Source organism: Archangium sp. Cb G35, assembly GCF_001896145.1.
GTDB lineage: Bacteria > Myxococcota > Myxococcia > Myxococcales > Myxococcaceae > Archangium > Archangium violaceum.
Genome location: NZ_MPOI01000014.1, coordinates 280,852 through 298,186, shown reverse-complemented (window position 1 = coordinate 298,186; position 17,335 = coordinate 280,852). Strand labels below are relative to the sequence as shown.

Annotated in this window: 16 protein-coding genes; 8 read left to right on the top strand and 8 right to left on the bottom strand. The window is 71.0% G+C overall.

The features are described 5' to 3' along the window. Positions 1 to 14 precede the first annotated feature (14 nt). Positions 15 to 464 (top strand): co-chaperone YbbN, encoded by a 450-nt coding sequence (locus tag BO221_RS38035; RefSeq protein WP_073565762.1) that lies wholly within the window; start codon positions 15 to 17, stop codon positions 462 to 464. A 130-nt stretch (positions 465 to 594) separates the two neighbouring features. Further along, positions 595 to 1,263, top strand: coding sequence for a phosphoribosyltransferase (locus BO221_RS38030; RefSeq protein WP_198956269.1), 669 nt, complete (start codon positions 595 to 597; stop codon positions 1,261 to 1,263). Positions 1,264 to 1,275: 12 nt separating this feature from the next. Here the strand turns inward: BO221_RS38030 and BO221_RS38025 are convergent, their stop codons facing one another. From BO221_RS38025 to BO221_RS38010, 4 genes are all read right to left on the bottom strand, one after another. Next, a complete protein-coding gene (locus tag BO221_RS38025) occupies positions 1,276 to 2,040 on the bottom strand; it encodes an SDR family oxidoreductase (protein ID WP_073565761.1) in 765 nt (254 codons plus the stop codon). Between the two features lie 3 nt (positions 2,041 to 2,043). Continuing rightward, entirely contained in the window at positions 2,044 to 3,159 is a 1,116-nt protein-coding gene (locus BO221_RS38020; RefSeq protein ID WP_073565760.1) for an isoaspartyl peptidase/L-asparaginase family protein, read from the bottom strand. Positions 3,160 to 3,248: 89 nt separating this feature from the next. Continuing rightward, positions 3,249 to 3,842 (bottom strand): hypothetical protein, encoded by a 594-nt coding sequence (locus BO221_RS38015; protein ID WP_073565759.1) that lies wholly within the window; start codon positions 3,840 to 3,842, stop codon positions 3,249 to 3,251. Then, positions 3,839 to 4,321 (bottom strand): hypothetical protein, encoded by a 483-nt coding sequence (locus BO221_RS38010; protein ID WP_143195922.1) that lies wholly within the window; start codon positions 4,319 to 4,321, stop codon positions 3,839 to 3,841. The genes BO221_RS38015 and BO221_RS38010 overlap by 4 nt, the downstream gene beginning before the upstream one ends. Positions 4,322 to 4,552: 231 nt before the next feature. Between BO221_RS38010 and BO221_RS38005 the strand changes: the two genes are divergently transcribed. The 3 genes from BO221_RS38005 (at position 4,553) to BO221_RS37995 (ending at position 9,687) form a co-directional block, all read left to right on the top strand. After that, positions 4,553 to 5,032 carry a GFA family protein gene (locus BO221_RS38005; protein ID WP_073565758.1) on the top strand — a complete coding sequence of 160 codons (480 nt, stop codon included), beginning with the start codon at positions 4,553 to 4,555 and terminating at the stop codon, positions 5,030 to 5,032. A gap of 216 nt (positions 5,033 to 5,248) precedes the next feature. Next, entirely contained in the window at positions 5,249 to 5,809 is a 561-nt protein-coding gene (locus BO221_RS38000; protein ID WP_198956268.1) for a DUF6855 family protein, read from the top strand. Positions 5,810 to 5,940: 131 nt separating this feature from the next. Beyond that, positions 5,941 to 9,687 (top strand): serine/threonine-protein kinase, encoded by a 3,747-nt coding sequence (locus BO221_RS37995; protein ID WP_073565757.1) that lies wholly within the window; start codon positions 5,941 to 5,943, stop codon positions 9,685 to 9,687. Positions 9,688 to 9,704: 17 nt separating this feature from the next. Here the strand turns inward: BO221_RS37995 and BO221_RS37990 are convergent, their stop codons facing one another. The 4 genes from BO221_RS37990 to BO221_RS37975 all read right to left on the bottom strand — a co-directional run bounded on the left by BO221_RS37990 (position 9,705) and on the right by BO221_RS37975 (position 13,597). Beyond that, positions 9,705 to 10,103: a hypothetical protein gene (locus tag BO221_RS37990; protein ID WP_073565756.1), complete on the bottom strand. Its 399-nt coding sequence runs from the start codon at positions 10,101 to 10,103 to the stop codon at positions 9,705 to 9,707. 188 nt (positions 10,104 to 10,291) lie between these two features. Further along, a complete protein-coding gene (locus BO221_RS37985; protein WP_073565755.1) occupies positions 10,292 to 11,923 on the bottom strand; it encodes a sigma 54-interacting transcriptional regulator in 1,632 nt (543 codons plus the stop codon). 138 nt (positions 11,924 to 12,061) lie between these two features. Continuing rightward, positions 12,062 to 12,640, bottom strand: coding sequence for a Uma2 family endonuclease (locus tag BO221_RS37980; RefSeq protein ID WP_073565754.1), 579 nt, complete (start codon positions 12,638 to 12,640; stop codon positions 12,062 to 12,064). 210 nt (positions 12,641 to 12,850) lie between these two features. Further along, positions 12,851 to 13,597, bottom strand: a complete 747-nt coding sequence (locus tag BO221_RS37975; protein WP_073565753.1) for a hypothetical protein — start codon at positions 13,595 to 13,597, stop codon at positions 12,851 to 12,853. A gap of 283 nt (positions 13,598 to 13,880) precedes the next feature. On the opposite strand from BO221_RS37975, the gene BO221_RS37970 reads away from it, so the two are divergent. Genes BO221_RS37970 through BO221_RS37960 form a run of 3 tightly spaced genes read left to right on the top strand, consistent with a single transcriptional unit; the run spans position 13,881 to position 17,319 of the window. Next, on the top strand, positions 13,881 to 14,303 hold the full coding sequence (locus BO221_RS37970) for a universal stress protein (protein ID WP_073565936.1): 423 nt from the start codon (positions 13,881 to 13,883) through the stop codon (positions 14,301 to 14,303). Between the two features lie 20 nt (positions 14,304 to 14,323). Continuing rightward, positions 14,324 to 14,833, top strand: a complete 510-nt coding sequence (locus tag BO221_RS37965; RefSeq protein ID WP_073565752.1) for a universal stress protein — start codon at positions 14,324 to 14,326, stop codon at positions 14,831 to 14,833. Beyond that, the gene (locus BO221_RS37960; RefSeq protein WP_073565751.1) at positions 14,830 to 17,319 is read left to right on the top strand and encodes a cation-translocating P-type ATPase; all 2,490 of its coding nucleotides are present in this window, start codon (positions 14,830 to 14,832) and stop codon (positions 17,317 to 17,319) included. Before BO221_RS37965 ends, BO221_RS37960 begins: the two co-directional genes overlap by 4 nt. The last annotated feature ends 16 nt before the right edge of the window (positions 17,320 to 17,335 follow it).

The following is a 17,335-nucleotide window of genomic DNA, read 5'->3' as shown; positions in this document are numbered from 1 at the left end:
CCCTGGAGGTCCCCATGTTCCGCTGCGCGTCCTGTGGTGCCTTCAACCGTGTCCGGGAGCCCCATCCCCCCGGCCAGCCCACCTGCGGCCGGTGTCAGCGTCCGCTCGACCTGTCGGGCAGGCCCCAGGAGGTGGAGGGGGGCGAGCTCTGGCGCGCCGTGGAGGCCTCGCCCGTGCCCGTCCTGTTGGACCTGTGGGCCCCCTGGTGCGGGCCTTGCCGCGCCGCCGCTCCCATCCTCGACGCCGTGGGCCGCGCCCATGCCGGCCGCCTGCTCGTCCTCAAGCTGAACACCGAGGAGCAGCAACAGGCCGCCAGCCAGCTCGGCGTGCGGGGCATTCCCACGTTCATCGTCTTCTCGGGTGGCCGGGAAGTGGCCCGCCGCAGTGGCCTCATGCCGCAACCCGAGCTGGAGCGCTGGGCCCTTGCGTCGGCCCAGGGCGGAGGACCGTGGGCCTCGGCGTGAGCAACCCGGGGTCCGGATACCCTCACCCCGACCCTCTCCCGGAGGGCGAGGGATGGGGGGCGCAGGATGGAAAATGGCGTTGGCTCCTCACGGACTTCCACGAGCCCATTGGGGGGCCCGGAGAGGAGTGATGATGCGGATGCGATTCCGGGACAGGAACGAGGCGGGACGGCAACTGGCCGAGCGGTTGAGGACGGTGGTGGAGGAGACTCCGGTGGTGCTGGCGCTGCCACGAGGCGGAGTGCCGGTGGGCTACGAGGTCGCGACGGCGCTGGAAGCCCCGCTGGAGGTGCTGGTGGCGCGCAAGCTGGGCGTGCCCTGGCGGCCGGAGCTGGGAATGGGAGCCATCGCGGAAGGTGGCGCGCTGTATCTGAACACCGAGGTGCTGGCCTACGCGGACCTGACGAACGAGGACGCGCTCGAGGTGGCGCGACAGGAATCGCGTGAGCTGGGGCGGCGGGTGCGGCTGTACCGGGGAGAGCGGCCCCTGCCGGACGTGAAGGGACGCACGGTGCTGCTGGTGGATGACGGCCTGGCGACGGGAGGCACGGCGCGGGCGGCGGCGCGAGCGGTGCGCGTGCTGGGGCCCCGGCGGCTGGTGCTGGCGGTTCCCGTGGCGGCGGCGAGGACGGCGAAGGCCCTGCGCGGCGAGGAGGTGGACGAGGTGGTGGCGGTGCAGGAGCCCCCCATGTTGGGCTCCGTGGGCGTCTGGTACGAGGACTTCCACCAGGTGGACGACGAGGAGGTGCTCGCCCTGCTCATGCGGGCGCACCACCCCGGAGCCTCGCCGTCCCCCTGAGCGTCCGTTCTCTCAGCGTCCGGCGAAGGTGCCGCCGTCGACGTTGAGCGCGTGGCCCGTGACGAAGGACGCCGCGTCGGAGCACAGCCACACCACGGCCTCGGCGACCTCCTGGGGCTGGCCCACGCGGCCGATGGGGTGTGTGGCCGCGAGCCTCTCGCCCAGCTCGGGATGATCGCGGAAGATGTTCTCCACCAGCACGGTGCCGCGGATGACGGCCGGGCACACGGCGTTCACGCGGATGTTCTGCTGCGCGTACTCGAGCGCCGCCGTCTTCGTGAGACCGAGCACCCCGTGCTTGCTGGCCGTGTAGGAGCCGAGTCCCTTGGTGCCGATGAGCCCGGCCATGGAGGACATGTTGACGATGGAGCCACCGCCCTGCGCGAGCATCTGCCGCACCTGGTACTTCATGCACAGCCAGACGGCCCGGAGGTTGGTGTTCAGGACGACATCCCACTCCTCCTCGTCATACTCGTGGAGGGCCTTCGGCGCGGTGGTGGTGCCCGCGTTGTTGAAGGCCACATCCAGCCGGCCATAGTGCTCGACGGTGCCGCGCACGAGCGACTCGACCTCCGAGGCATTCGTCACGTCCGTGCGGACGGCGATGGCCTCGCCGCCCTGCTGGCGGATGAGCTCCACCGTCTCCGCGTTGCCCTCCTGGCCCCGGCTCGCGATGACGAGCTTCGCGCCAGCCCGGGCCATGGCAATGGCCGTGGCGCGACCGATTCCCGAGCTCGCGCCCGTCACCAGCGCGACCTTTCCTTCCAGCTGCTTCATCTGTCACTCCTTGAAGATGGCGACCGCGGCGACCCCCTCCGGCCCCATGTAGCCGCGGTACATGCCCGACGAGTTGAACGGCATGGCGAAGTTACCCTGTGCATCCATGGCGATCACCCCGCCCTCCCCCCCGGCCTTCACCAGCACGTCCAGCACCACCTGGTTGGCGGACTCGAGCAGCGGTAGGTCCAGGTACTCCATGCGGGAGCAGATGTCGCGAGCGACGGTGTAGCGGATGAAGTACTCGCCATGGCCGGTGGCCGAGACGGCGCAGCGCTCGTTGGCATAGGTGCCCGCGCCGATGACGGGGACGTCTCCCACGCGCCCGAAGCGTTTGTTGGTCATACCGCCCGTGGAAGTGCCCGCGGCGAGGTTGCCCGCCTGGTCGAGCGCCACCGCGCCCACGGTGCCGAACTTGTGTTCCTGGCCCGCGGGGTGCTCCCAGAAGGTCTGGGGGCCCTGGGGCTGGCCCTGCTCGGGCGGCGTCTGCTGCTGCTTCTTCTCGGCCTCCAGCGCGCGCTGCAGGGACTGCCAGCGCTCCTCCGTGTAGAAGTAGCCCGGGTCGACGAGCTCCACGCCCTGCTGCTTCGCGAACGCCTCGGCGCCCGCGCCAATCATCATCACGTGCGGGGACTTCTCCATCACGGCCCGCGCGAGCACGATGGGGTTCTTCACGTGGTGCAGGCCCGCCACGGAGCCGGCCTCGCGGGTGCGCCCGTTCATGATGGCGGCGTCGAGCTCGTTCTTGCCATCATGGGTGAAGACGGCGCCCTTGCCCGCGTTGAAGAGGGGCGAGTCCTCCATGACGCGCACGGCGGCGGTGACGGCATCCAGGCTGGAGCCCCCCTTGGCGAGGATGGCGTGGCCGGCCTGGAGGGACTCGGCGAGGACGGCGCGGACGGCGGCCTCGCGCTCGGGGGTGAGGGACTCGCGCTTGATGACGCCCGCGCCGCCGTGGATGACGATGCCCCAGCGCGGGGCGGGTTTGGAGACGTCGCCGGAGGAGCTCATGCGCTTCTCATCTTCTCGTCGGGTAGTGAGGGACGTGGAGCATCCGAGGGGCAGCAGCAGGGCCGCCAGCGCGGCGGCGGAGAGGGCACGGCGGAGCGGAGCGGGCATGCGAGGAGTCCCTGGGGAGTGACGGTGTATGCCCCCTCTCCCTCTGGGAGAGGGCTGGGGTGAGGGTCTACTCCAACTCGCTCCGAGGCTCACGGAAGTAAGGCCGGCTCCAGCGTGAACAACGCCCTGAACAGAGTGGCGCGGTCGGGCTCGAAGTGGTCGAGGCACAGGCCAGGAATCGGTACCGAGACCCACTGGACAGGAAGCGGCTGATACCCGAACACCGACTCGATGGTCCGGGTCACCTTCGATGAGGAAGAAGTGAGCGCCTCGGGCAGCGACTCGAGGAAGAGAGCAGCCGCCGGGCTCTCGCGCCTGCCCGCGCGATAACGGTGCTGGGTGCCATAGACGAAGTACAGAGGCGCGAGCAGGCTGACACAGCCCACCACCTCCCACGAAACTCCATCCGCCTTGTCCTGGGGCTCGATGGAGTAGACACAGCACCGATAGCCACCATCGTGGGTGTAGGCCGTGGCATCCCCCACTGAAATTCCTGGGAAGGCCTCCTCGAGTGCGCCGCGCAGGGTGAGCCATCGGCTCCGGTCGGCCATGGCCTCGTGCCACCGCGCATGAAACCGGTGCCACTCGGGGCTGGCTCCGTGCTCGTGGTCATCGAGCGTCCGGCCCGCCGGGTAGTACTGGCGGCAGACCTCCATCAACTCGGGCACCGTGAAGCGAGTCATGGCGCCACCATCGTCAGGACCTCGACCGGCACCAGCGCCGGGTCGCAGTCCGCCTTGACTCGAGAACCCACGATCGCCTTCGGCATGCTTCCCTTGAGGATGGCCTTGAACCGTTCACACGCCATTCCCGGCAACACCGCCTTGGACAACGCCGCATAGGCGGCCAGGTTGGCCTGCTCGGCCGAAACGCGCTGGGCCAATGCAGTCGAGATCTCCATCTCGTGGCTTCGCAAAGGCATCCCGACCTCGAACTGGCACATCACATTCAACCCCGTGTTGACGTTGGTGAGCCTCACGCGGACACAAGCGGCCTGCCAGCCCTCCGGCCCAGAAGACGCCGTCAGCGGCACGAGCACCTTGAACTGGAAGTGCTCGGGCAGCAGCCCACCCTCCACGCGGTTGGAGCCACACGTCCCAGGGACCTGGGCCGCGCCCATCAGCAGGAGCGCCATCACGCAACTGCCCAGGAGTCGTCCCATCGCGGCCCTCCACTCGTCACGAGAGGGTACGGTGCCGGAAAGGCCGTGCTCAACGCTCCGGACCCGTCCTTCGACAACTTGTCCCACTGTTGGACACCTGTCGCAGCGCCATGCGCAATCCCCTCGGGCCCGCTGGTGTTTCCGGCGGCACGGTGGCGTGCGAAGAACGTGTGCACCGAGCCCTCACGCGTGAGAAGAAGCGCCCCACCGGAAACGGGAAGGGAGCCGCGCATGAACGACTGGAAGCTGCCGTGGGAAGGTGGATGCCGCTGTGGACGGGTGAGGCTGAAGATCAGCGCACCGCCCTTGCTCACCATGGCCTGCCACTGCACGGGCTGCCAACGGATGAGCGCCAGCGCATTCTCCTTGAGCGCCGCCATCCCCACCGGGGGATTCGAGCTCACCCAGGGCGAGCCCGTCATCGGTGGCCTCCACGGCGAGCACCAGCATTTCTTCTGCCCGTACTGCATGAGCTGGATGTTCACCCGGCCCCACGGCATCGACACGTTCGTCAACCTCCGCGCGACGATGCTCGATGACCCGAGCTGGTTCACCCCGTTCATGGAGACGTGGACGAGCGAAAAGCTCCCCTGGGCGACCACTCCCGCGGTGCACAGCTTCGCGAAGCTGCCCGAGTTCCACGAGTACAAGGGACTGACGGACGCGTACGCGGCGCAAGCACGGAAACCGGGCTCGCTCCCTCGAAAATAAGGGCCCAGGAGGGACCCTCCGGGCACGGTCTCGCCAGACTTGTCCAACAGTTGGACAAGTTCGTGAAGAGCGCGCCCGGGAGGCGGACAGAACCCGAGAGCACGGCTTACGTCTCCACCTTCAGGTAGCTCATCATCTGCTCCACCGAAGTAGAGTCGACACTCCCGATTCGCGTCAGCATCCGGCGCGACGGAACTCCAACTGAGGGGGGACAACATGGCCGCCAAGAAGAAGCCTGCAGCGAAGAAGACTCCGGCGAAGAAGGTCGCCGTGAAGCAGCCTGCCGCGAAGAAGACTCCGGCGAAGAAGACTCCGGCGAAGCAGCCCGCCGCCAAGAAGACTCCGGCGAAGAAACAGGCCACGGGCTCCAGCAACCTCGGAACACGGGAGCGGCCCTGGACGCTCAAGACTCCGCCCGGGACGTCGGAGTTCGAGGCTTTCCGTGACGACACGCTCGACCCGCCCGCGCTCATCGTGCGCGTGGGCAAGACCGAGCTGCGCTACCACCTGCGCTGCATCGACGACCTGCACGCCCTGCTCGTCAGCCACGGTGACTGGATGCCCCTCGGTGGTGCGGATGAACAGAAGCCCGCTCCCGAGGGCAGCGTCGAGGCGTGGGGGCGGTCACCGAAGAACCCCATGGGTGGCTGGTACGGACTCAAGAAGGGCCTCCGCGGACGGTTCGGCGTGTATGTGCCGCCCGTCCTCGAGGCGCTCGGGCTCGCCGAGGTCGAGCACCAGCCCAGGAACAATCGGATGCGCGCGCGCAGCTCATAGCGCGGAAGAACGGCAGGGAGCCCTTGATGGGTTCCCGGCCTTGACCACGCCGTTCGACGCCAGCCCGGTCACCCCACGCCTGCTTGGACTGCATACGAGTTGCGCGCGGCCCCGAGTGGGAAAGGAGCGGTATGCTGCTCCCCGTGCGGAACACAGGGGCGAAACGTGAGGCGTACGAGGAGGAGTTGCTCCTCGCGTTGGACGAAGGACTGCTCTCCCACGAGGAAGCGGAGGCCCTGCGCGAGGAGGCCCTGCGCCTGGAGCGCGGCCCGCTCGAGCTGCTGAGGGAACGGGGCAAACTCTCCGAGGACACGCTGCACATGCTCCGCGAGGAGCTCTCCAGCGAGGACACGGGCCGGCACGAGGACACGGGCCGTCGCGAGAACCCGGACACCGGTGGCGCCCAACCCGAGGAGGCCGCCACCCTCGCCCCCGGCGCCGCCAGCCCGGCCCCCGCGCCCTCGGGCACGCCGTCTCCCTCCGGCGGCCCCGCCTCCAGCGAGCCCCGTGAGCCCGCATTCCCCGTCCCCGGGTGGGACCGCTACCAGCCCGTGCGCTTCCTCGGCCAGGGCGGCATGGGGCTCGTCTTCCTCGCGTATGACCCACTGCTGCGCCGCAACGTGGCGCTCAAGTTCGTGCGCGGCGAGGATCCCGAGCTCGCCCGCCGCTTCCTCGCCGAGGCCCGCGCCCAGGCTCGCGTCCGCCACGAGCGCGTGTGCGAGGTGTACGAGGTCGGCGAGGTGCACGGCCGCGGCTTCATCGCCATGCGGTACGTGGATGGACAACCGCTGGGCCGGCTCGCGGGCTCGCTCACCCTGGAGCAGAAGGTGCTGCTGCTGCGCCAGGCCGCCGAGGGCGTGCACGCCGCCCACCGCGCCGGGCTCGTCCACCGCGACATCAAGCCCGCCAACATCGTCGTCGAGCGCACGCAGGATGGGCTCCTCTCCCCCTTCGTCATGGACTTCGGTCTGGCGCGCGACTGGAAGGAGGAGGGCACCGCCTCGGGCGAGGTGCTCGGCACGCCGCACTACATGGCCCCCGAGCAGGCCCGCGGCGAGGCCTCCCAGCTCGATCGCCGCGTGGACGTCTACGCCCTGGGCGCCTCGCTCTACGCGCTCCTCACCGGCCAGCCCCCCTTCACCGGCGCCAATGCCCTCGAGGTCATCAACCGCCTCCAGTCCGAGGAGCCCAGGCCCCCGCGCGCACTGGACAAGGACATCCCCGCGGACCTCGAGGCCATCGTCCTCAAGTGCCTGGAGAAGGAGCGCCCGGCCCGCTACGACTCGGCGCGCGCGCTCGCCGAGGACCTGGACCGCTTCCTCTCCGGCGAGCCCGTGCTGGCGCGCCAGGGCCTCGGCTACCGGCTGCGCAAGAAGGCGCGCAAGCACCGGGTGCTGCTGTCCCTGGGCTCCGCCGCGCTGCTGGTGGTGATGCTGGCCCTCGGGCAGGCGGTGCTCGCCCGCCGCGAGGTGGCCGAGCGCGAGCGCCTCTCCCGCAGCTTCACCGAGCGCGTGGAGCGCATGGAGGCCGCGGCGCGCTACTCCGCCCTCTCCCGGCTGCACGACACGCGCAAGGACCGCGAGGCGCTGCGCGCGGAGATGGCCGCCCTGGAGGCCGAGGTGCGTCAGGCCGGCGAGCACGCCGTGGGCCCGGGACAGTACGCCCTGGGCCGCGCGCTGCTCGCCCTGGATGACAAGGAAGGCGCGCGCGAGCGGCTCGAGTCCGCCTGGGCGCACGGCTACCGCGAGCCCCGCGTGGCCTGGGCGCTCGCGCTGGTGCTCGGTCACCTCTACCAGGAGCAGTTGCTGCAAGAGGTGGAGCGCCGCAGCCCCGAGCAGCGCGAGGCCCGCCGCCGCGAGGTCCAACAGCGCTACCGGGACCCGGCCCTCGCGTACCTCCGCCAGGCCGAGGGCCCCGGCGTCCCCGCCCCTCCTTTATATGTGAAGGCACTGCTCGCCTTCTTCGAGGACCGTCACGAGGAAGCCCTGGCCCACCTGGACGCCATGGGCACCACGCAGCCCTGGTTCCACGAGGGGCCGCTGCTCCGGGGCGACATCTTCCTGGCCCGGGCCAACCAACGCTGGAGCCAGGGAGAGCCCGCGGCCGCCCAGAAGGACCTCGACGCCGGCCGCCAGGCCTATGCCTCCGCCATCTCCACCGCCGAGAGCTCGCCCACCGTGCACTCCTCCCTGGCGATGCTGGAGGCCTCCGCGCTCGTCATGGAGCTGTATGGCCAGGGCAACGTCCTGCCTCATTACGAGCGCGGCCAGGAGGCGCTCTCCCGCGCGCTCACCGCCGCGCCAGATCACGCCCCCTCCCACCTGGCCGTGGCACGCCTGCACCGCCGGCTCGCCGAGCACCGCTTCCAGAAGGGCGGCGGCGGCGTGGAGCCCCTGCTGGAGAAGGCCCTCGCCGCCGCGCGCACCGCCCAGGAGCTCGCGCCCTCGGACCAGGCCTCCCTGAACATGGCCGGCACCTACAGGCTGTGGGCCCGCTACCGGCAGCAGCAGGGACAGGATCCGCGCGAGCAGCTCCGCCTGGCCCTCGAGTCCTTCGAGCGCGTCCGTCCCCAGGGCCGCGACTACTCCTTCTTCGCCAACCTCGGGATGACCTGGCGGGTGTGGGCCGATTACGAGAGCGAGCGCGGGGGAGAGCCGCTCGTCGCTCAGGGCAAGGCCATCGACACGTACCTCGCGGCCATCCACCTGGACGAGAAGCAGGCGGACGCGTGGATCAACCTTGGCGGCGTGTACCGCAAGCGGGCCACTACCCAGGGCACCCCGGACAAGGCGGGGGACCTGGCGCGGGCCCGGGACGCGGTGGAGCGGGCACTGAAGATCAACCCCGCCAATGCCGTGGCCTGTTACCAGGGGGCCTATGCCTCCGCGCTGCTCGCCCGCCACCACCGCGACCGCGGCGAGGAGTACGGGCCGCACCAGGAGAAGGCACTGGAACTCTACCGGCGGGGGCTGGCCATCAACCCCAAGCTGCCCCAGCTCCACGATGGCCTGGGCGCGGCGCTGCTGTGGCAGGCCGAGCAGGTCTGGGACGACGGGGGTGACCCCGAGCCCCTGCTCGCCGAGGCCTGGAAGGCCTTCGAGCAGTCCCGGGACGTGGCGCCCCAGCAGGCCTACGCGTACCACAACCTCGGCGAGGTGCGGGTGACGCGGGCCCTCTTCCAGCTCGCGCGGCGGGAGGACCCGGGCCCGGGCCTGCGCGCCGCCCTGGAGTCCTATCGCCAGGCGCTCGCGCTGCTGCCGGGCGATGCGGACCTCTGGGCCAACCAGGCCCGCGCGCACGTGCTGCTGGCCACCTGGGCGCTGGAGCGGGGGGAAGATCCGAGGCCGGCGCTCGGCGAGGCCGAGAAGGCGCTGACGAAGGCGCGCGAGCTCCACCCCCGGTTGGGCAACGCATGGCGCTACCTCGGCGAGGCGCTCGGGGTGCGGGCCCGTTGGCTGGCCCGTCAGGACAAGGCCCGGGACGAGGACTTCGAGCAGGCGGCGAAGGCCTGGCACCAGGCGCTGGAGCTGGAGCCACGGCGCCCGGAGTACCAGCTCTCCGCCGGCGGCTTCTACCGCGATCGGGCCGGGTGGAAGCAGCAGCGGGGCCTCGACGGCGCCCCGGAGCTGGAACGGGCCCTCGAGCTGGCCGGACAACCCCTGGCCAGCCGGCCCCGGTGGGCCCGGGCCCGGGCCGTGCGCGCCAGCGTGCTCCTGGCGATGGCCGGGCCCGCCGTCACCGCACGGCAACAGGCGTGGGGCCACGAGGCCCGGGAGGAGCTGGAGCAGGCGCTGGCCCACAACCCCCACCTCGAGCCCGAGTGGCACCACCGGCTCACGGCCTCGAGGAGGCTCGTGGCCGGTCCGCCCACGCCCTAGCCCCGCTTGCCCTTCGCCTACTCCTCATCCTCCTCCTTGGGATCCGTCGCCACCTCCAGCTCGCCCTGCTTCGCCTCGAAGTCCCCGGGCTTCTTGTACTCCCCGGACCCGGGCGAGCTCGTCGTGTCGGGCTCCACGGTGAACGGGTACCGGCCCCCGGCAGTGGAGAGGACCTCGAGGGGGCCGGTGGCCGCCTTATCGGACCTTCTGCCGTCGAGGTGGAAGGGGCCGCTCTCGATCAGGCAGCTCGAATTGACGAAGCTCACCACCACCTGGCTGTTGTCCGTGACCACGAAATTCACGGATTGGCCGTGCGTGACGGGGTACACGGAGGGCAGGCTCTGGAGCTGTCCGTTGGAATCGCTCTGGATGTTGACGGGCACGGTGGGTAGGTAGGTCTTGTTCTTGGACGTCATGGACTCGGACTCCTGCGGTGAATCCCGCGCGGGGACGTTGGAAGAACGCTCCCCACGGGAAGTTGCAGGCACCGTACCAGCGAAACTGACATGCCCGCTCCCTCGGGAGCCCGCGACCCCGGCCCACGCCAGGGCCCTCCCCCACGTCACGGGCACGTCGCGGACACGTCAGGCCCTGGGCTGACGTGTCAGTCCGCGCCGAGGCCCAGCTCCCGCACGCGGCGCTGGAGGGCGCGCTTGGAGACCTCGAGCCGCCGCACCATCTCGTCCAGGTCTCCCTGGCACTCCTGGAAGCAGCGGGTGATCTCCTCCGGGCTCAGGTCCCTCGCGGTGCGGATGAGGGAGCTCTTGTCGATGAGCACGTAGACGGAGGAGCGGGGAATGCCCAGCCGGTCCGCGGTGGCCTTGAGGTCCCACGAGCTGGCGCGCAGGGCCTCCAGCAGCTCCTGCTCGCCCACGTCCGAGGGCTTGCGCCGGGCGGCCTTGTCGTCGGCGGAGTCGGGCTCCTCGGAAGCGGCGGAGGGGGCCCGGGTGGACACGGTCTGTCCGGGGACGGCGGCGGCGGCGGAGTCCAGCTCCTGCTCGAGCCGTGCATCCACGCGCAGGGAGGGCAGGCCGCGGCTGCCGATGACGAGCTGCCGGGCCACGTTGCGCAGCTGGCGGATGTTGCCGGGCCACGCGTAGCGCACCAGGCGGACGGCCAGCGGCGCGGGCAGCCACGGCTCGGCGCGCGGGTCCGGGGACGACAGCCGCTGTGCCTCGCCCGTGGTCTCCAGCTCCTGACGGGCGAAGTGCATGAAGAGCAGGCCGATGTCCTCGCGGCGCGCGCGCAGGGGCGGCACCTGAATCTCGAAGCCCGCCAGCCGGTGCAGCAGCGGCGCCTTGAAGACACCCTCGCGGATGCGCTCCTCCAGGTTGGCGTCCGTGGCGGTGACGAGCCGCACGTCCACGCGCACCGGGGTACTGCCGCCCACGGGGAACACCTCGCCCGTCTCCAGCACGCGCAGGAGCGCCACCTGCACCTCGGGTGGGGCCTCGCCCACCTCGTCGAGGAAGAGCGTGCCCCCATGGGCGGCGCGGAAGAAGCCCTCGCGGTCTCCGGCGGCCCCCGTGTACGCGCCCTTGCGCGCGCCGAAGAGCTCGGCGGACACCAGCTCCTTGGAGAGCGCCCCCAGGTTGACGCTGATGAAGGGCCCGTTGCGGCGCTTGCTGTTCTCGTGGATGGCGCGCGCCACCAGCTCCTTGCCCGAGCCCGTCTCCCCGCGGATGAGCACCGGCACGTCCAGGTCGGCCACGCGCACCACGTCCTCGCGCACCCGGCGCACGCCCTCGCCCTGGCCCACCATGCCCAGCTCTCCCGGGCCGGTCTCCGGCGAGGAGGAGGCATGGTGCAGCAACACCACCACGCGCTCGGCGAGCTCCAGCGGCACGCCCGCGGCCAGCTCCTCGGACGAGAACTCGCGGCAGCCCACCAGCGGCTGCCCCGCTACCCGGACTCCCGTGCCATCCTCCGGCACCAGCACCCGCACCCCACCGCGCGCTCCGGGCTCGAACTGCACCGGCTTGCGGCTGATGAAGGGGTCTCCCAGCGGCAGGGCCAGGACACTGCCGGGACGGGAGAAGTCGGGGGCATTGCGCGACAGCGAGGCCGTCCGGCCCGGCGCGGCGATCATTTCGCTCAGCAGCCGCCGCTCGCCAATCCGCTGGGGCTGGGGATGGGAAACGATGGTCAGGGCCGGCACGATGTGCGGGGCCGCAGCCTCCCTGCCACGTGAGTGCACGGCGGTCGTCGAGAGGTCGTCGGAGAGCTTCTTCTGCATGGGGCCAGTTCGGGGCGTCAACGCCAGAAGAAGTCTACACCGCCCCCACCCCGCCGTGCTCGGGCCCGGCACCACACCGGGCGGGCATTTCCCGGCTTCCCGGCCCACGGCCCCCTCTTTCCTACCCGGGAGGTCCCCTCACCTGGCGGGGAGCCTGCTTGGGTACCAAAGCATTTCGAGCGACAACTCCATCGCCTCGAAAGGCTCCGCGCGGATGAGTTGATCCCCAGCGTAGTTGCCCGCGAGTACCCAACGGTCATGCTCGCGCCGGAAGACCTCCAGCGTCCGGTTCACGGGCTCGATGAGCCAGACGTGGCCCACCTGCTCGCGCATGTAGACCGGCATCTTCTTCACCCGGTCGAAGCTCGCGGTTGAAGGCGAGAGCGCCTCGCAGACCCAGTCCGGAGCCTGGGTGAAGAAGGGCTCGTCCGGATAGACCGGCATCCGCGTACGCCGCCACCCCGCGAGGTCGGGAACGAGGATGTCGGAGCCCAGATGCAACTCCGGCTCGTGGAAGATCCACCACCCGCCGGGCCCGCCCCGCCCCCACTGGAAGGGTCCCGAGAGCTCCCCGACGAGGGCCGTGGTGGCTCCGGCATGCCGATTGGCGGGCCGGGGCGAGGCGACGAGCTCTCCCGCGACGAGCTCTCCCACCACCGTCTCCGGCAGGGCACAGAGGTCCTGGTACGTCGCGGGTTTCTTGACCGTGACCGTCATGGGTTCGGCCAGGAGAAGACCACGCCTCCCCCAGCCCGGGGAAGCATGCACATGGGAGAGGCAGGGCTCCATTGCTCAACAGGTAGCATGGCCCCGCCCCTACTTCTACAGTAATCAACACTGACCTGACCTGAGCGGTCACCCCTCTGGAGTGGACCGCCCCGTGGACCCGCCAGCACGGGAAGCTGGCGGGCCCGGCGAGCCCCGCGCCTACTGGGCGCAGTAGGTGTTGCGGTCGATGATGGCCACCACGCTGACGATGGAGCCGGGCCGCACGACGAACTCGCTGGCGCCCACGTGCTTGTCGTCCTGGCTGCACCAGTCATAGGTGTAGCCCAGGCCCGTCCACGGGTAGTGGGTGGACTGCCAGAAGCCGTAGCTGGAGGCGTAGTTGTTGGAGATCCACGTCCGGTGGTCGCTGGACACGCCGGCGGGGAAGGACAGGCCGCACGTGGAGTCGGTGATCTCCGGATCCGGGCAGGGGCGGAACATGTCGCCCGGCTTCACCCACATCTCGACGAACTGCCGGCTGTTGTCCGCCGCGGTGGCCGGGGGCAGGCCGAGGAACTGGTTGACGCGGGCGATGCGCGCGGTGTCATCCGGCACCGTCTTGCACAGCTCCTTGAGCTGCGGCACCGCGGTGACCCAGATTTCGCGGGACAGGGTGTTGTCACCGATGGCGTAGCCGGTGAAGGTGGTCCACGCCACCATGCGCACCGCGCTCTGGTCCGCGTTCCACGACAGGCGCGTGTTGGACGGGGTGATCGCCCACAGGCCGTCGGTGACCTCTTCCGGGGTGGCCTCGATGGCGTCGCTGACGGCCGCGTCGTAGGACTCCTGCGTGCAGGCGGCGGGCTGCTGGGGCTCGGGCTCGGGCTCCTCCTCGGGACCACACGCCACCAGCGACACCAGGGCCATCGCGAGCCAACGCGAACGCGGCATACCTTCGTGCTTCATTTCTCTCTCTGCTCCTGAAAGGGGGGAACCGAGCACTCTCACAGAGGAAGCTCGCGGCGCAAACGGGTCCCGGACTACCCCGCGTTCCCAGATTCCGAGAGAGAAGCACCCGGGAACCCGCGGCCGGGCATGGCGTGTGCAACCCGGCTGCACCTGCGACAGGGAGGGGCGTGCGGACGCGCAAGGATTGCGCGCGTGCCACGCAGTCCTTGCGCGCGCGCCACCTTCCGCCGGGCCCGTCCCTCGGAAGGAGGCTGGCACGGGACATGGAATGGAGAGGGGCATGGCTCGCCTCCTCATCGCCGTCGATGGCTCACCTCCGTCCCTGCGCGCCCTGGAGTACGGCGCGTCCCTGGCCGCGAAGCTGGGGGTGGGAGTCCTCCTGCTGCACGCGATGCCGCGGGGGGTGCTCCCGCTGGGGATGACGCCGTCATCGCTGGCCGAGCTGCTGCACACCCAGGAGGCCGAGGGGAAGCGGTTGCTCGCGGCCCTGGCGGACAAGGCGCACCCGCACGGCGTGGAGGTGGAGACGGAGCTGGGTGTGGGGGACGCGGCGGCCGTCATCGCCGGGCGGGCGGAGGCGGCGGACATCCAGATGGTGGTGATGGGGAGCCGGGGGCAGGGAGCGGTGGCGCGGCTGCTGTTGGGCAGCGTGGCCGCGCAGGTGGTGCACACGGCCACGAAGCCGGTGGTGGTGGTGCGATGAGCGGGTCCGGAGGAAGTGCGATGCGTCGGATACTGGTGGCGGTGGACAGCACCGAGGTGGCACGCGAGGCGGCGCGCGTGGCGCTGGAACTGGGCGGGCGGGTGGGAGCCCAGGTGATGCTGGTGCACGTGCTGCCGGCGTCGGTGGCCGAGGGCGAGACGGCGGACTTCGCCGCCTTCGAGCGGGCGTGCGAGGACTACGCGCGGGGACTGCTGGAGGAGATGCGCCTGCACACCGGCCACGGCGGAGCGCTCCCGCGAATCGCCGTGCTGCACGGAGAGCCCGCGAGGGCCATCTGCGAGGCGGCCGAGGCGGAGGACGTGGACCTGGTCATCGTGGGGACGAGGACGCGCGGGACGCTCGCGCGCACGCTGCTGGGGAGCATGGCGGACGAGCTGCTGCGCACCTGCCCCAAGCCGGTGATGGTGGTGCCCGAGGCGGGCCGCAAGGTGCACATCGGCCAGGAGGACGAGGAACCGGAGGCTAGCCCCGGGCTCGCCGCCCTGAAGCCGAATGGAGTCCCGGGATGAGCGGTCCCCCCGCCTCCACGCCCCGGGAGGAGTCCTTTCGAGCCCCCCCTGCCCCACCCCAGCCGGCGAACACCCTCGTCCCGGGCCTGAGCGGGGCCGAGGCCGCGCGGCGTCTGGCCGGGCACGGGCGCAACGAAATCCAGCGTGAACAGACGCGCTCGCCGTGGGGGGTGCTGCTGGGACAGTTCCGCTCGCCGATGATTGCCCTGCTGCTCGGGGCGGGCGCGGTGTCGGCGCTGCTGGCGGAGTACGCGGACGCCGTGGCCATCGGCGCCATCGTGGTGCTCAACGCGCTCATCGGCTTCCTGCAGGAGTACAAGGCCGAGCAGGCGCTGCTGGCGCTGCGCTCGATGACGGCGCCACGGGCGCGGGTGATGCGGGACGGGTACGCGGTGCAACTGCCCTCGGCGGAGGTGGTGCCCGGGGACGTGCTGCTGCTGGAGGCGGGGGACGTGGTGGCCGCGGACGCGCGCCTGCTGGAGGCACACGCGCTGGCCACCAACGAGGCGGCGCTGACGGGCGAGAGCGTGCCAGTGGACAAGGCGGCGCGGGCGGTGGCGGCGGACGCGCCGTTGGCGCAGCGCTCGGACACGGTGTTCCTGGGCACGGCGGTGACGCGCGGCACGGGGATGGCCGAGGTGACGGCCACGGGCATGGGCACGGAGCTGGGGAAGATCGCCCACCTGCTGGCCTCGACGAGCGACACGGAGACGCCGCTGGAGCAGCGGCTGGCGAAGGTGACGCGGACGTTGCTGGTGGCGTGCCTGGCCATCGTGGTGCTGGTGGCGGCGCTGGGCCTGTGGCGCGGCAACGGGTGGATGACGGTGCTGCTCTCCTCCATCTCGCTGGCGGTGGCGGCGGTGCCCGAGGGCCTGCCGGCGGTGGTGACGATCGCCCTGGCGCTGGGGGTGCGGCGCATGGCGGCGAGACACGCGCTGGTGCGCCGGCTGCAGGCGGTGGAGACGCTGGGCTCGACGACGGTGGTGTGCACGGACAAGACGGGCACGCTCACCACGGGCACCATGGAGGTGCGCGAGGTGTGGGGCGACAACTCGCACGCCATCCTCTTCGCGTCGGCGGCGTGCTGTGACGCCTCGCTGGGGCCGGACGGGAAGGAGGGCACGGGAGACCCGACGGAGCTGGCGCTGCTGCGCGCGGCGCTGACGCGGGGTATACGCCGCGAGGAGCTCGAACGGGAGCGGCCGCGCGTGGCGGTGCGGCCCTTCGATTCGGAGACGAAGCGCATGTCCATCCTGCGCGCGGATGGAGTGCTCTACGTGAAGGGGGCGCTGGAGGTGTTGCTGCCGCGCTGCCGCTCGGCCACGGTGAGCGCGTCCCGGGCGGCCCATGAGCTGGCGAGCCGGGGCCTGCGCGTGCTGGCGATAGCGCGGGGCGAGGGGCCCGAGGAGGAGAACCTGGAGTTGTTGGGGCTGGTGGGCATGGCGGACCCGCCGAGGCCCGAGGCGGTGGAAGCGGTGGCGGCGGCGCGCGCGGCGGGGGTGCGCACGGTGATGATTACCGGGGACAGCGCGGAGACGGCCCAGGCCATCGGGCGCGAGCTGGGAATCATCCAGCCGGGGGAGGACGTGGCGGAGCGCATCCACGCGAGGGCGACGGCGGCGGACAAGCTGCGCATCGTCCGGAGCTGGAAGGAACGGGGCGAGGTGGTGGCGATGACGGGGGATGGGGTGAACGACGCGCCGGCGCTGAGAGAGGCGCACATCGGCATCGCCATGGGTCGCACGGGCACGGAGGTGACGCGCGAGGCGGCGGACCTGGTGCTCACGGACGACAACTTCGCCACCATCGTCACGGCCATCCGCGAGGGCCGTGCCATCTACGAGAACATCCGCAAGACGCTGGTGTACCTGCTGGTGGGCAACGTGGGCGAGCTGACGCTGATGCTCGCGGCCTCGCTGGTGGGGCTGCCGCTGCCGCTGGTGCCCTTGCAGTTGTTGTGGATCAACCTGGTGACGGACAGCCTGCCGGCATTGGCGCTGGTGATGGACCCGGCGCGAGCGGAGCTGCTGGCACGGCCGCCGAGAAAACCAGACGAGCCGATGTTGGGCCGGGCGCAGTGGCGCTACATCCTGATGGTGGGGACGTTGGAGGCGCTGCTGGTATTGGGCGTGTTCATCTGGGCGGACCCGGCGAGGGACCTGGAGCGGGCGAGGGCGCTGGCCTTCTGCACGCTCGTGTTCGCCGAGTTGCTGCGAGCCTTCGCGGCGCGCAGCACCACGCGGCTCTACTGGGAGGTGGGGCCGCTCACCAACAAGCCGCTGCTGGGCATCGTGGTCTTCTCGGTGGTGCTACAGGGGGTGCTCTACCTGCTGCCACCGGCGCGGGAGCTGTTCGGACTGGGGGGGATGCGCCCCTGGGAATGGGGGCTGACGTTCGCGCTGGGATTCCTGCCGGTGACAGTGCTGGAGATGTCGAAGCGGGTGAGGCGCAGGAAGGCATTGCACTCCCAGTGCGAGGCGTGTTGATTGCGCCGCCCAACGG